This window comes from Actinoplanes sp. NPDC000266 (assembly GCF_042899005.1).
GTDB lineage: Bacteria > Actinomycetota > Actinomycetes > Mycobacteriales > Micromonosporaceae > Actinoplanes.
The window spans coordinates 296,210-308,995 of record NZ_JBIAZI010000004.1; the positions used below are offsets into that span (position 1 = coordinate 296,210).

Genomic DNA, 12,786 nt, shown 5'->3' on the forward strand with positions numbered 1-12,786 from the left:
ATATCCCGGCGCGCCCCCGCGGCACATGGGAGGGGTGGCTGTCTCCGCCCCCGCCCCCGCACGAAGCGGCATAGCATCTTGGGCCGCGCACCAATCGGAACTACCGCTCGGGGAACCCTGACGCCACTTGGTCCAGGAAGGCATGCCAGTCGCTTCGCGTAAACGTCAGCGCTGGGGCACCAGGGTTCTTGCTGTCCCTCACCGCGACGCCCTCTTCAAGAACGACACCACCAGCCTCGGCGATTGCGCTCGCCAACTCCTTTGGCAATACCCCGGCGTCTAGCATCTCTCGGAATTTACGAGTGTCTTGCTCCGAGAACTTGCGCACGGTAAGCCCGTTTTGCTCGATTAGCTTTCGCCCAGTCTGACCTTCTTGCGCCAACCGGGCCCGCGTGGTCATCTCGCGCTGCTGAGTATTGGACCGAATCGTCAACCCGACTTCCTTGACGACGGTACGCAGCGTAAGCCACGCACCCGTCATGATCGCCGGAGCGATGACAACCCAGTGACTTATGTCGGCGACCTCGATGCAGGCATCGCCAGAGCAGCGACTCGAGCGCCGCCACTTGATCCCCTCGCCATCGCGACGCTCAACCATCATTCCTCCTAGCGACCATCCGCTCACTAATAGTGCCGGATCAATCTTGCGCTCGCCACTAGGAGGTTCAGGCAGGAGGACCTCACAGCCCGCGGCACCATGCACGCGCCGGCCCTCGGCAGGCTCGATGGCGGATCGAAGAGCCCGAGGATGCTCCCGCGGCCGGCAACCGAAGGCCGGGCGGGCAACCCTCCGGCCGCCTCGCCGTGGGCGACAGCGGCGCAGTCTCTTGAAACGCGGGAGGCACAGCCGATCGGCATGAGCCGGCTGTGCCTCGCGGGTGGTGCCGTCAGTCAGTGTGCGGCATCCGGACCGCGGGGACGACGCCCAAGCGGCCCTTCTGGTAATCCTCGAACGCCTGCTTCAGCTCGGCCTTGGTGTTCATGACGAACGGGCCGTACATGGCCACCGGCTCACCGATCGGGCGCCCGCCCATGATGAACAGATCCATCTCGTCGTGGGCGTTCACCCGGATGGCATCGCCGGTGCCGTGCGTGGCCAGCTGGCCCATCTGGATCGGGCGCTTGTCGGCGCCGACCGTTCCACGCCCGGACAGCACGTAGACCAGCGCGTTGTACGTGCGCTGCCACGGCAGGTCGAGCTGCGCCCCCGGCTGCAGGGTCACGTGGGCCAGGTTGATCGGGGTGAAGGTGGAGCCCGGGCCCTGGTGACCCGCGATCTCACCCGCGATGACCCGGATCAGGCTGCCGCCGTCGGGGGTGGTGAGCAGGGCCGACTCTCTGCCCCGGATGTCCTGGTATTTCGGGTCGATCATCTTGGCCGAGCCGGGAAGGTTGACCCACAGCTGGAGGCCGTGGAAGAGGCCACCGCTGGTGACCAGGTGCTCCGGCGGGGCCTCGATGTGCAGGATGCCGCGGCCGGCCGTCATCCACTGGGTGTCGCTGTTGGTGATCGTGCCGCCGCCGCCCAGGGAGTCCTGGTGGTCCATGATGCCGTCGATCATGTAGGTGACGGTCTCGAAGCCGCGGTGCGGGTGCCACGGCGTGCCCTTGGGCTCGCCCGGCGCGTAGTCGACCTCACCCATCTGGTCGAGGTGGATGAAAGGGTCAAGTTCTTCCAGGGGTACGCCGGCGAACGCGCGCCGGACCGGGAAACCCTCACCCTCGAAGCCCTGCGGTGCGGTCGTCAGGCGGCGGACCGGGCGGACGGCCGCGGTGTGGTCGAGCTGGGGAAGCCGTGGCAGGACGAGGACGTCGTCGACGGTGATGGCGGGCATCTCAGGACTTCCTTACTTTGCTGAACACGCGGGTGATGACGTCGAGCTCGTCGGGGTCGAGGCGGTCGATGAAGCTGTCGCGGACGGTGACCAGATGCATCGGGGCGGCGGCCTCGAGGGCGGCCAGGCCCTCGTCGGTCAGCACGGCCTCCTGGCCGCGGCCGTCCTCGGGACAGGGCTGCTTGCGGACCAGGCCGCGCTTGACCATCGAGCTGATCTGGTACGTGATGCGGCTCGGCGAGAAGACCAGGCGGCCGGCCAGCTCGCCCATGCGGAGCCGGTGCTCGGGGGCCTCGGAGAGCACCACGAGAACGTGGTAATCGTTCATGCTGAGACCGGTGTCGGCGCGCAACTCGTCCTCGAGGTGGGTGTGCAGCGCCCACGAGCTCTCGATGAAGGTGCGCCAGGCGATCGCCTCGGCGGCGGACAGCGGTTCGGCCATGACAAGAACTGTATCTCTTTCAAATCTGAAATAACAAGCACCGCCTAGCATGATCTGCATGACTGCGCGCCAGGCTGTGCCCGAAGACGCCGCCGAGCTGGTCCGGCTCCGCGCGGTGATGTTGCGGAGTTTCGACCGGGGCACGGCCTGGGACGACGACTGGCGCGAGCCGGCCCGCCAGACCCTGGTCAAGCAGCTGTCCGAGGCCGACCCGGCCCTCACCGCCTTCGTGGTCGACCGCGCCGAGGGCGGCCTCGCGGCCTGCGCCGTCGGCACCATCGAGCAGCGCCTGGGCGGCCCCGGCGACCCGGCGGGCCGGATGGGCTACGTCTTCAGCGTCGTCACCGACCCTTCGGAGCGCCGCCGCGGCCACTCCCGCGCGTGCCTGACCGCCCTGCTCGACTGGTTCCGCGGCCGGGGCATCCACCGGGTCGACCTGCGCGCCTCCCCCGACGGCGAGCCGCTCTACGAATCGCTCGGCTTCCGTCGCACCGCCGACCCCGCGATGCGCCTGAGGCTTCGTTAACCGCCCTCCGGCCCCTATCATCACCGTGCATGGCGTACCGGGTCGAGTACAACGGCGAGGACATCGACTTCGCCACGCTCGACGCGGCGCTCGACCGGGCCCGCCGGGTCATCGCCGACGACATAGGCCGCCTCGACGGCTGGACCGTGGAACACGACGAGACGGTCAACGACTGGTTCGTCCAGGGCGTACGCAACGGCCGCCGCATCGGCCCCACAGCGATAGTCACCGGTCCGCGCGGAACGCAGGCCGCGACCGGCGCGCCCACCGTCTACGAGGAGTGGGAGCGCCGGGTCGTCTTCATCGGCCGAACCCCGGCCGAGGCCTTCGCCATGGCAGCCGAGTGGCTCACCCGCCGCCCCGACGTCGAGGCCCTGGGCGACGTCGGCTGGCACCGCACAGCCGACGGCCACCAACTGCGCCTCTACTACCGCTAGCCGTCAGGAGGGCGGAGGGAGCAGCCGGTCGCTGGTGATCACCATCTTCGCGCCCGTCACCGGTTCGCGGTCAGCTGGTGGACAGCCGAAGGCGCGGTTGACGGGTCTGCCAGCAAGTTGTCCTCCCGGGAAGATGTCACGCGGTACTGCCACGCAAGGGTGATCAATTCGGCGAATTGGCAGCACGAAAGAGTGTTTACGCCGTATAGAAAGCTTTCAAACCCCACCCGAAGTTCGCATTGGGGTTGATGGACGAAGCTCCGCTGTTAGTGTGTGATCTGAGGTGTGTCCAAGAACTCTCTTGTAATCCTCAGTCTTGTTTTATTCGCCGCCATTGTTGCCATCGTCGCAGCTTGGCTCGCGTGGGCTGACGGCTCGTCCTTAATGGCCACCGTAGGCTTCGGAGCTGGCGGATTCTCGGCAACTCTTACGCTGGAGCTGCTGGTTTGGGGCGCACTGAGATACGGCAACGGACAACCGGCCAAACCCTAGTCATCTCGATCTGACGCCTTTCGTTGCGCCTCATGAGCGCGGCGGAAGGCGTTTACCGCCTGGCGGCAGTCACTCCATGACGCGGGAGCGCGCCGCCGATCGGAGTCTAGGCGGCCTGGCTCTTCACCGAGCGGGACAGGTCGTCGCGGAGGCGGTCGAAGTCGACCTGCTTCTCGCTCAGGATCAGCATGGCCAGGCCCTCGCCCTCGCGGATCAGGCCGAGCGCGATGTGCTCGGGGGCGATGAACTTCTGGTTGAGCCGGATCGCCTCGCGCAGCGACAGCTCCAGCACCTTCTTGTTGCGCTTGGTGAAGGGGATGTGACCGCCGGCCGAAGTGAGGCGGCTGAACAGGCCGCGCTTCTTCGGCTCGGGTGGGGGGAGCTTCAGGGCGCCGGCTCCGAAGTTCTGCTCGATCGCGGCCCGTACGGCGTCGAGGTCGATGCCGATCGCCTTGAGGGCCGCCCTGTCCTCGGCGTCGGCGTCGACCGGCGTGAGGGGCGGGGTGTGCTCGACTTTTCGGCGCGCTTCCTGGCGTACGAAATCGGCGGTGACGCCCTTGTCCTTCAGCGCCGTGGCCACGGGGCCGTCCGGGTCGGCGAGCAGCGCGATCAGCACGTGTTCGGTGCCGATGTGGCCGTGGCCGAGCTCGCGGGCCTCGACCTGGGCCCGGACGACGACCTCGCGGGCGGCGGTGGTGAATCGTTCGAACATGTCAGTCCTCCGGCATGGTGCGGGCGTGCTTCTTGTGTACGCCCTGGCGGGTCACCTCGAGCGCGTCGGCGATCTCCTGCCAGGACCAGCCCTTGCGGCGGGCGTTGGCCACCTGGAGATGCTCGAGCCCTTCGAGCAGGCGGCGCAGGGCCACGACGGCGCGCAGCCCGACCCGGGGGTCGGTGCTCCCGGCCGCCGCGGCGAGATCGGTTGCTTCGGTCATGCTGTCAACTTACGTTGACACGACGGCTGTGTCAACCGAGGTTGACGTGGAGAGCGTAAAAAAGGGCCGGCCCCACTCGGGGGCCGGCCCTGAAAAAACTCAGCGGCCGCGGCCGGTCTTCTCCTGCAACTCGTCGATCTTCTCCGACGCCTCGGCCTTGGTCAGGCCGTCCGGCACCTCTTCCTTCGCCTCGGTGGCCAGAGTGTGCAGGTATGACTCCTGGGCGCCGGTGGCCGGCTCGTCACCGGTGGTCCAGTCCGACGGGTCTTTCTCGGCGTTCGTCGTCGTCATGAGCTCTCCTCCTTCGAACGCCTGTTCCCTTACCCGCCGTACGTCAACTCCATGCCGATGATGTCGTTGTAGGCGACGTCGAGCCGCACCTCGCGGGCGACCGGCGAGGTCACCGCGAACGTCCCGCCGAACGGGTCGACGATCTCGGCGTAGTGGCCCAGGCCCAGCTCGACCGGCCCGTTCACCACGCGACCACCCAGCCCGGCCACCCGGTCGATGGCGTCCGAGCAGTCGGCGACCTGGAACGACGGCTGCCAGCGGGCGCCGTAGCGGCCGGTGATCAGGCCGGCCACCGAGTCGTGGGCCTCGGTCAGCCACTCGCCGCTGCCGAACTCGTGGGTCAGCGTCCAGCCGAACACCCGCGCGTAGAACGACGTCGCCGTGGCCACGTCGTCGGTGAGCAGGTCGGCCCAGGCCATCGTGCCCGGCACGCCGCGCTCCTGCATGCCGGCGAAGCCCGCCGACTGCCACAGCCCGAAGACCGCGCCGGCGCCGTCGGCGGCGATCGCGCTGCGCGCTCCGTCACGTTCCTCGGGCCAGGTCAAAGCTCTTCCGTACGCCTGCGAGACGCGCTCGGCCGTGCCCTCGAGATCGGGGGCGGCCAGATAGGTCAGCCAGCCCTCGGGCCGATCCGACCGGCTCCGGCTGAGTCCGGCCACCGCGCGGCCGTCGAGCGTGAATCGATCACCGTCGAGCCGCCAGCCGAAGAGACCACCGTAGAAACCGGCGGCTTCGTCCGGGTTCGGCGTGGTGAGCTCCACCCAGCAGGGGGTCGACGGCGCAAAGCCTCTGATCCGCATATACCGCTCCAACGTGGACGTCCCCGATTTGCGAATGACTCTACGGCAATGAATACGCGCCGTCACTACCCCGGGGTTCAATGTCCGCTTTAGAACGTCTTTCCGCTACACAAGGTGACCGTACGTACGTTACATGTAACGTGATCGTTAATCTGCTGGTGAGTCGGCGCCCGTGGGAGCGCTCCTGCCCGGCACGAGCATCTCGAACCACACCGTGGAGCCCCGCACCGACGGGTCGGTCCCCCACGAATCGCTCAACTCTTCAATCAAACCGAGGCCGCGGCCGCGGCTGCTCATCGTGTCCGCGTGCGCACGGATCACGGTGCCCCGGGTGCCCGTGTCGGCCACCGAGACCAGCAGCCGCTCCGCGTTCAGGTCGATGTGCACCTGGGCCGGCGTGCCCGCGTGCAGCAGCGCGTTCGTGGTCAGCTCGCTCGTGCACAGGATGGCGGCGCCGATCACCGTCTCGGGCAGGCTCCACTCACGAAGGCGGGTGGTCATCCACTGTCGTACGCGGGAAGGCCCGGTCGGCTCGGCCGGCACCAGCATGGTCGCCGACCGGCTCATCGCGACGGCGCGCTCCACCGCGAGCACGGCGACGTCGTCGTCGGTCGCGCCGGGCACCGCGGTCGTCGCCAGCGCACACAAATTCCGCGGATCGCCGCTGGCCGCGGACGCGGTCACGGCGACCAGCGCGTCGAGGCCGTCGTTCAGCGCCCGGCCGCGGCGCTCCACGACCCCGTCGCTGAACAGCAGGATCGTGTCGCCCGGCTCGAGCCGCACCTGACCGGTCTGCCAGCGGCCGCCCAGACCGAGCGGCGCGCCCGGCGGCACCTTGACCAGCTCGGCCGTCGGCGCCTCACCGGCCACACCGGCCCGGCGCAGCACCGGCGGCGGATGGCCGGCGCTGGACATGGTGATCGTGCCGTCGGCGGGATCGAGCACCCCGTAGACGACGGTCACGAAGATCTCCTCGTTGCGCGACTCGGCCCCGAGCGAGCCGACCAGCCGGTCGAGTCCGGCCAGGACACTCGGCGGGGCCGGATCGGTCAGCGCCATCGCCCGCAGGGCGGCCCGCACCTGCCCCATCACGGCCGCCGCCCGCACGTCATGGCCCGCGACGTCGCCCAGCACCATGGCCAGGCGGCCGTCGAGCAGGGTGAACGCGTCGTAGAAGTCGCCGCCGGCCGCGTTGCCGTCCACACCGACGTCGTAGCGGGCCGCTATGCGGAACGTGTCCAACTCGGGCAGATGCTCGGGAAGCATGCTGCGCTGGAGCAACTGGGCCGTGCCGTGCTGGGCCTCGAACCGGCGGGCCCGCTCGGCCGCCTGCCCGACCAGCTGGGCGGCCGCGTTGAGCAGCGCCCGCTCGGCCGGCAGCCAGGTGTGCGCGTGGCGGTAGCCGATGGTCAGGGCGCCGGTCAGCGACGCGGTGCGCAGCGGCAGCGAGGCCAGCGAACGGACCCGCTGCTCGTGGCGGTCGGTGGCGACCTCGCGCAACGGCTCGCCGTCGGTCACGAAGGACGGCGACCCGCTGGTCGCCGCGGCCACCAGCGGGGCCCGGGGATCGTTGGGCGCGCGCTTCCACACCGGGGGCAGGCGCTCGTCGGCCTCGTCGAGCATCTCGCCGCGGATGCGGCGCACATAGCGGTAGGCCCCGCCGTCGTCGACGGCGAAGACGCAGTGGTCGACGTCGAAGGAGGCCGAGGCGTAGCCGAGCACGACCCGGGCCACGTCGTCGACGGTGAGCGCGCCGGCCAGCCGGGCGGTCAGGTCGCCCAGGCTCTGCAGCCGGCGGGTGACCTGGGTGGTCTCGGCGGCGACGGTCAGCACGCCGGTGACCTCACCCCGCCGGTCGCGCACGACCGAGTGGCCGCGGGTGAAGAAGGCCTGCTCGGGCCGGCCGGCGGGGCCGCGCACGACGGTCAGCTGGGTCTCGGCCTCGAGGAAGGGCTGACCGGTGCGGTAGACGTCCTGAATCGCGCCGCCGAGCCCGGGGGCGCGCCACAGGTCACCGAAGGCCTCGGCGGCCGGGCGGCCCAGGGCGGAGGGATGCAGAGAGCCGATCAGGTCCGCGTACGCGTCGTTGTAGATCAGCAGAAAATCATCACCATGGCTGTACGCCATCGGCATCGGGGAGCCGAGCAGAAGCTCTATAGTCGCGGCGACGGCCGGGTCCCAGCCGTCGCGAGCACCCAGGGCGGTGGCGGACCAATCGGCCTCATGCACGAGACGGGACGCCGAGGGCAGCTCAGGCATGACTGAAGGGCTCACCCCACCCGTGCTGCCGGCCATGTCGGAAAGCGTATCCCGACTCCGCCATTCGGACGATGCCGCACCGGCCAACCGTCCGATTCTTGACGGTACGACCAGTCCGCACTATCCGGAGCGTCCGCAGCCCACCCCGCGCGAAGTCACTGAGGGTAGCCGGTTGTTGCTCCCGAAAGCGTCGCCGTCCTTAACTTGCTCACTTATAGTCGCGGCCGTGACCGAGGACCGCCGCCCCCGCCATGGCGCACCGGACTACCGCGCCGACGTGCGGCAGAACCCGGGCTCCGACGATGCCTTTTCCGCTTTCCCGGCCGCGCCGCCCGCGGACGCGGAGACGACGCGGTTCGAGGCGCCCCGGCCCTCGTTCGACCCTTCATGGCCACCGCGCCGCGACGCGTCCTGGCCGGAGCCGGCGAGCGACGACTTCCCGGACCATCACACCGGCGGCATCCCCCGCCAGCGGACGGGCGACATCCCGTACGACGGCGCCGGCGACATCTCGTACCAGAACGCCGGCGAGGAGTGGACCGGCGGCGCGGCGAACGAGACGTGGGCTGAGCCGCACGGTTATGCGTATTCAGCTGACGGCAACGGATATAACGGATATGCCCAGAACGAGGCCTATGCCGCTTCCGCTGAGCAGGGCGGCGCCCAGGCGGACGGCTTCGACGCCTTCGGGAACGGCGCCTACCCGGCGAGCCAGGACGGCTATTCCGAGGGTCACGACGGGGGCTATTCAGCAGGGCACGACGGGGGTTACTCCGCGGGGCACGACGCCTTCGACCGGAACGACACCTATGTGCCCGGCGGCGAGGGATACGACCGCGACGGCGACCAGTACGGGCAGGACGCGCACGCGTACGGGCCGGAAGCCGGTGCGTATGAGCGGGACTCCGGCGCTCTCGGGGCGGAGGACGCTTACGCGCGGAGCCGGGATGCTTTCGGGTCTCAGGGCGGCGCGTACGGCCACGATGAGGATGCCTACCGGGCGCAGGCCGACGAGGCCGGGGCCTATCCGCGCGACGGCGCCGGGCTGGAGATGAGCGACGGGCGGGAAGGGCCGGGCTCCGAGGCGTACGAGCAAGCCGGTGTCGACGCTGACCCGTACGGCGCTACCGGGACGGGCCTGGGTGCGCCGGAAAGTGACCCCTGGGTCGGGCGGGCCGGAGCGGCGGCGGGCGGGCGGCTCGCCGAGGCCGAGACTGCTCTGTTCGCGGGGCCCTGGGGTGAGGACGGGAACGGGACCGTGGCGGGTGAGACCGCCATGATCGATCTGTCCACGCCCCGGGCCGAGCCTCGTAGTCACCGTGAAGGGAACCGGCGCCGGGCCGGAGTCGTGGCGCTGGCGGCCATGGGGGTCTTCCTGGCGGGGGCGGCCGGCTACATCGTGTTGCGGCCGGACTCCTCGTCGTCGCCCACCACCGCGGCCGTGGCCACCTCGGCGCCGGTCGAGACCGCGGCGCCGACGGAGGACGCGCCGGTCGCCGAGCCTACGACCACGGCGCCCTCGGTGTCGGCGTCGCCGGCGAGCACCAGCGCGTCACCGACCACGGCGGCGCCCACCACCGAGGCGGCGACCACGGCGCCGCCCGTGGCGAATGCGCCGGCCACGGTGAAACCCTCTCCCACAGCGCCGGCGGCACGGCCGACCACCGCGTCTCCGGCGCCGACCAAGACGCTCGTGCCCGCGCCGACCACGACCGCCTCGGCGCCGCTGACGGCGGTCTACGGTTTCGACAACGGTGGTGACGGTGGGTACGTGGGCACCGTCACCGTGAATAACCCCAATGCGGCGGCCGTCACTGACTGGCAGGTCAGGTTCACCATCCCGAGCGGCGCCACGATCACCGTCCTCAGTGGTGGTGTCTCGGCGTCGGCCGGCGGAAGCCGGGTCACCTTCGGTGGCGCCACCGTCGGGGCGCGGAACTCGGTGACCTTCACGTTCGGTATGGAGTCCGACGGCGACGATCTTCCCAGCGGCTGCACGATCAACGGGAACGCCTGCTCCTGAACGTCCCTCGCGCTCCTCGCTCGTTGCGTCCTATGGTCGCGGGAAGAACGGGCGCGGAGAGCGAGGAGGCGCGATGGAAGACATGTGGCGTTCGGTGCTGCTGTTCATCCCGACGGCGCTGGGGTTCGCCGCCATCGTCCTGATCGGATGGCTGGTGGCCCGCCTGCTGCGGACGGCGGCCACCAAGGGCCTGGCCCGGGCCGGGCTGGACCGCTCTCCCCTGTCCCGGCTGAAGATCACTCCGAGCGTCCTGTGCGGGAAGATCGTCTTCTACGGGGTGCTGCTGTTCGCGCTGCAGGCGGCCTTCGGCCTGTGGGGGCCGAACCCGGTCAGTGACCTCCTCTCCGCGGTCATCGCGTGGCTGCCCCGCGCGTTCGTGGCGGTCGTCATCGTCGTCGTGGCCGTGGCGGTCGGCCGGGCCGCCGCCGACCTGATCGTGAGCGCGCTGGGCGCCCTGCCGTACGCCCGCCTGCTGGCCCGCGCCGTCTCCGCCGTCGTCGTCACGCTCGGGGTCATCGCCGCCCTGGACCAGGTGGGCATCGCCACGTCGGTAACCCAGCCCGTGCTGATCGCCGTCCTGGCCACCATCGCCGGCGTCATCATCGTGGGCGTGGGCGGCGGCCTGATCCGGCCCATGCAGTCCCGATGGGAAGACTGGCTGACCCGCGCCGCCACGGAGTCCAGCACGATCCGCGACCAGGCCCGCGCCTACGCCGCCCAGCGCGAGCGGAAAGCCACATCCGAGCCCGCCGCCACTGCCCCAGCCACCGCCCAGGCCGCCGCGCCCGCTTCCGCGCCTGGCTCCGCGCCCGCTTCCGCCCCAGCCGCCGCCTCCGCGTTCGCCTCCGCGGATGAGACCCAGGTGATTCCGCCGCCGCGCTCGTCTGCTTCCGGATCGCCCTCCGCGGATCCCACCTCCCGAACCGTTTCCCCTGGCCCCGCCGCCGACGAGACCACCTCTCCTGGCCTCGCCGGCGACGAGACCGTCACGGTGATCACGTCCGGGACCGGGGACACCACGATCATCAATCCCGGACCGGACGACACGATCGTCATCGGCGCCGACGAGACCCAGGTGATCCCGCCGGACGACGACGCCACGACCCGCCGGCTGCCGACCGACCCGAAAGACCGCTGACCGACCACCCCGGCGACCGGTGACGCGGAAAGCTGGGCCGAGCCCTGTTTGGGGAGCCGGCGGCACCTACAGCACCTGAGAGCGACGACCATTGCGCGCGCAGTGATCACCTGCACACAATGGGTGTTCGCTTGTCTGGAGGCGCCATGTCGCGACCGGCGAAGCTGGGGCCGCACGACCCGCCGCGGATAGGGCCCTACACGACACTCGCCCGGATCGGGCGGGGCGGGCAGGGCGAGGTCTATCTCGCCGCCGGCCCCGACGGGAAACGGGTCGCGGCCAAGGTTCTGCGGGTCGACTGGGATCCGAGCGGCGCGCTCAAACGGAACCTCGACCGGGAACTTGTGAACGCCCGCAAGGTCGCGCAGTTCGTGACGGCCAAGGTGCTCGACTTCGACGTGACGGGCGAACTGCCGTACATCATCAGCGAATACATCGAAGGGCTCACCCTCGCCGAGCACGTACGGGAGATCGGGCCGCTCAAGGACAGCGACCTGCTCCAGGTGGCGATGCAGGCGCTCACCGCGCTGGAAGCCATCCACCAGGCCGGCATCGTCCACTGCGACTTCAAGCCCGCGAACATCATCCTCGGGCAGGGCGGCGCCCGGGTGATCGACTTCGGGATCGCCCAGGCGCTGGACTCCACGCTGCGGGTGGGCGAGGTCGCCGGATCGTTCCCCTACATGGCGCCGGAGCAGATCGCCAACGATCCGCTGACGTCGGCCGCCGACCTGTTCGCGTGGGGGTCGACGATGGTGTTCGCGGCCACCGGCGCGCAGGCGTTCCCGGGTGACAACCGCGAGCGGGTGGCGCACGCGATCCTGTCCCGGCGGCCCCGGCTCGAGGGTGTCGACGAGCCCCTGCTGGCCACCGTCCGGGCGTGCCTGCGGAAGAACCCGGAGAGCCGGCCGGCCGCCGCGCAGGCCCGGATGCTGCTGTTCGGCCGGCGCCCCAACCAGCCGCCGGCCGGCGCCCGGCCCGCGCCGCCGCCACCACCGCCGACCCGGGTGGAACGCCCGGCCCCGCCACCACCGCGGCACGGGAACACCGGCAAGGCGGTGGCCGCCCTGATCGGGGCCGTGGCGGTCGCGGGAGTGCTGATCTGGACCGTTCCCGGTCTGTCCGCCGGGTCCCGGACGCCGGAGGACCCGATGCCGCCCACGTCGGCTTCGGTGGCGCTGTCGCTTCCGAAGACGTACGAAGCCTTCTGGCCCGGCGTCGCCTGCCAGCCGTACGCCAAGAAGGGCGACAAGAAGTCCATGGACGTCTGCGCGGTCACGACCTCCATCAAGCTGTTCTGTGCGGAGTGGCCCGACCCGGGCGCGATGGCCGGGGACCGCCCGGCGAGCGAGGCGAGCAGAGAGCTGGAGAACAGAGGCGGGTGGCGCGACTCCTGGCATCGGCCGGACTCCGGCTTGCACGGCCGCTTCTACAGCTACCCGCGGACCCGGACCGCGGAGGGCGTCCCGTGGGCGATCTGGTGGGAGGACAGCGCCGAGGCGGTCGCCTGTTTCCTGCAGGGCCCGCCGGGCAGTGAGGCGGCGTTGGTGGACGCCTTCCGGCAGCGGGGCTTCCTGTTAGGTGCCCGTTAGGGCAATCCTGATATCA

13 protein-coding genes are annotated in these 12,786 nt (G+C 70.4%); 5 read left to right on the forward strand and 8 right to left on the reverse strand.

Translation table 11 applies throughout. The annotated features are described in order from the left end of the window. Positions 1-100: 100 nt before the first annotated feature. From ACFY36_RS17930 to ACFY36_RS17940, 3 genes are all read right to left on the reverse strand, one after another. Entirely contained in the window at positions 101-598 is a 498-nt protein-coding gene (locus ACFY36_RS17930; RefSeq protein ID WP_499747078.1) for a DUF397 domain-containing protein, read from the reverse strand. A 289-nt stretch (positions 599-887) separates the two neighbouring features. Continuing rightward, positions 888-1,835 carry a pirin family protein gene (locus ACFY36_RS17935; RefSeq protein ID WP_499747079.1) on the reverse strand — a complete coding sequence of 316 codons (948 nt, stop codon included), beginning with the start codon at positions 1,833-1,835 and terminating at the stop codon, positions 888-890. Position 1,836: 1 nt separating this feature from the next. After that, entirely contained in the window at positions 1,837-2,277 is a 441-nt protein-coding gene (locus tag ACFY36_RS17940) for a MarR family winged helix-turn-helix transcriptional regulator (protein WP_498690138.1), read from the reverse strand. Between the two features lie 58 nt (positions 2,278-2,335). On the opposite strand from ACFY36_RS17940, the gene ACFY36_RS17945 reads away from it, so the two are divergent. Then, positions 2,336-2,803: a GNAT family N-acetyltransferase gene (locus ACFY36_RS17945; RefSeq protein ID WP_499747080.1), complete on the forward strand. Its 468-nt coding sequence runs from the start codon at positions 2,336-2,338 to the stop codon at positions 2,801-2,803. A gap of 29 nt (positions 2,804-2,832) precedes the next feature. Then, positions 2,833-3,240 carry a hypothetical protein gene (locus tag ACFY36_RS17950; RefSeq protein WP_499747081.1) on the forward strand — a complete coding sequence of 136 codons (408 nt, stop codon included), beginning with the start codon at positions 2,833-2,835 and terminating at the stop codon, positions 3,238-3,240. A 598-nt stretch (positions 3,241-3,838) separates the two neighbouring features. Here ACFY36_RS17950 and ACFY36_RS17955 read toward each other — a convergent pair. From ACFY36_RS17955 to ACFY36_RS17975, 5 genes are all read right to left on the reverse strand, one after another. Then, a complete protein-coding gene (locus ACFY36_RS17955; RefSeq protein ID WP_499747082.1) occupies positions 3,839-4,444 on the reverse strand; it encodes a Clp protease N-terminal domain-containing protein in 606 nt (201 codons plus the stop codon). A gap of 1 nt (position 4,445) precedes the next feature. Next, the gene (locus tag ACFY36_RS17960) at positions 4,446-4,667 is read right to left on the reverse strand and encodes a helix-turn-helix domain-containing protein (RefSeq protein WP_499747083.1); all 222 of its coding nucleotides are present in this window, start codon (positions 4,665-4,667) and stop codon (positions 4,446-4,448) included. 99 nt (positions 4,668-4,766) lie between these two features. Next, on the reverse strand, positions 4,767-4,958 hold the full coding sequence (locus ACFY36_RS17965) for a DUF3072 domain-containing protein (RefSeq protein WP_097325934.1): 192 nt from the start codon (positions 4,956-4,958) through the stop codon (positions 4,767-4,769). 29 nt (positions 4,959-4,987) lie between these two features. Further along, entirely contained in the window at positions 4,988-5,758 is a 771-nt protein-coding gene (locus tag ACFY36_RS17970; protein ID WP_499747084.1) for a VOC family protein, read from the reverse strand. Between the two features lie 147 nt (positions 5,759-5,905). Continuing rightward, entirely contained in the window at positions 5,906-8,053 is a 2,148-nt protein-coding gene (locus ACFY36_RS17975) for an ATP-binding SpoIIE family protein phosphatase (RefSeq protein ID WP_499747085.1), read from the reverse strand. Between the two features lie 190 nt (positions 8,054-8,243). Between ACFY36_RS17975 and ACFY36_RS17980 the strand changes: the two genes are divergently transcribed. The 3 genes from ACFY36_RS17980 (at position 8,244) to ACFY36_RS17990 (ending at position 12,770) form a co-directional block, all read left to right on the forward strand. Beyond that, the gene (locus ACFY36_RS17980; RefSeq protein WP_499747086.1) at positions 8,244-10,040 is read left to right on the forward strand and encodes a cellulose binding domain-containing protein; all 1,797 of its coding nucleotides are present in this window, start codon (positions 8,244-8,246) and stop codon (positions 10,038-10,040) included. A gap of 73 nt (positions 10,041-10,113) precedes the next feature. Next, entirely contained in the window at positions 10,114-11,178 is a 1,065-nt protein-coding gene (locus tag ACFY36_RS17985) for a mechanosensitive ion channel family protein (protein WP_499747087.1), read from the forward strand. A 146-nt stretch (positions 11,179-11,324) separates the two neighbouring features. Then, a complete protein-coding gene (locus tag ACFY36_RS17990; protein ID WP_499747088.1) occupies positions 11,325-12,770 on the forward strand; it encodes a serine/threonine-protein kinase in 1,446 nt (481 codons plus the stop codon). The last annotated feature ends 16 nt before the right edge of the window (positions 12,771-12,786 follow it).

Excerpts from the sequence above, each read along its gene's own strand:
- ACFY36_RS17930 (WP_499747078.1), bottom strand. The coding sequence starts at position 598 with ATGGTTGAGCGTCGCGATGGCGAGGGGATCAAGTGGCGGCGCTCGAGT.
- ACFY36_RS17935 (WP_499747079.1), bottom strand. The coding sequence starts at position 1,835 with ATGCCCGCCATCACCGTCGACGACGTCCTCGTCCTGCCACGGCTTCCC.
- ACFY36_RS17940 (WP_498690138.1), bottom strand. The coding sequence starts at position 2,277 with ATGGCCGAACCGCTGTCCGCCGCCGAGGCGATCGCCTGGCGCACCTTC.
- ACFY36_RS17945 (WP_499747080.1), top strand. The coding sequence starts at position 2,336 with ATGACTGCGCGCCAGGCTGTGCCCGAAGACGCCGCCGAGCTGGTCCGG.
- ACFY36_RS17950 (WP_499747081.1), top strand. The coding sequence starts at position 2,833 with ATGGCGTACCGGGTCGAGTACAACGGCGAGGACATCGACTTCGCCACG.
- ACFY36_RS17955 (WP_499747082.1), bottom strand. The coding sequence starts at position 4,444 with ATGTTCGAACGATTCACCACCGCCGCCCGCGAGGTCGTCGTCCGGGCC.
- ACFY36_RS17960 (WP_499747083.1), bottom strand. The coding sequence starts at position 4,667 with ATGACCGAAGCAACCGATCTCGCCGCGGCGGCCGGGAGCACCGACCCC.
- ACFY36_RS17965 (WP_097325934.1), bottom strand. The coding sequence starts at position 4,958 with ATGACGACGACGAACGCCGAGAAAGACCCGTCGGACTGGACCACCGGT.
- ACFY36_RS17970 (WP_499747084.1), bottom strand. The coding sequence starts at position 5,758 with ATGCGGATCAGAGGCTTTGCGCCGTCGACCCCCTGCTGGGTGGAGCTC.
- ACFY36_RS17975 (WP_499747085.1), bottom strand. The coding sequence starts at position 8,053 with ATGGCCGGCAGCACGGGTGGGGTGAGCCCTTCAGTCATGCCTGAGCTG.
- ACFY36_RS17985 (WP_499747087.1), top strand. The coding sequence starts at position 10,114 with ATGGAAGACATGTGGCGTTCGGTGCTGCTGTTCATCCCGACGGCGCTG.
- ACFY36_RS17990 (WP_499747088.1), top strand. The coding sequence starts at position 11,325 with ATGTCGCGACCGGCGAAGCTGGGGCCGCACGACCCGCCGCGGATAGGG.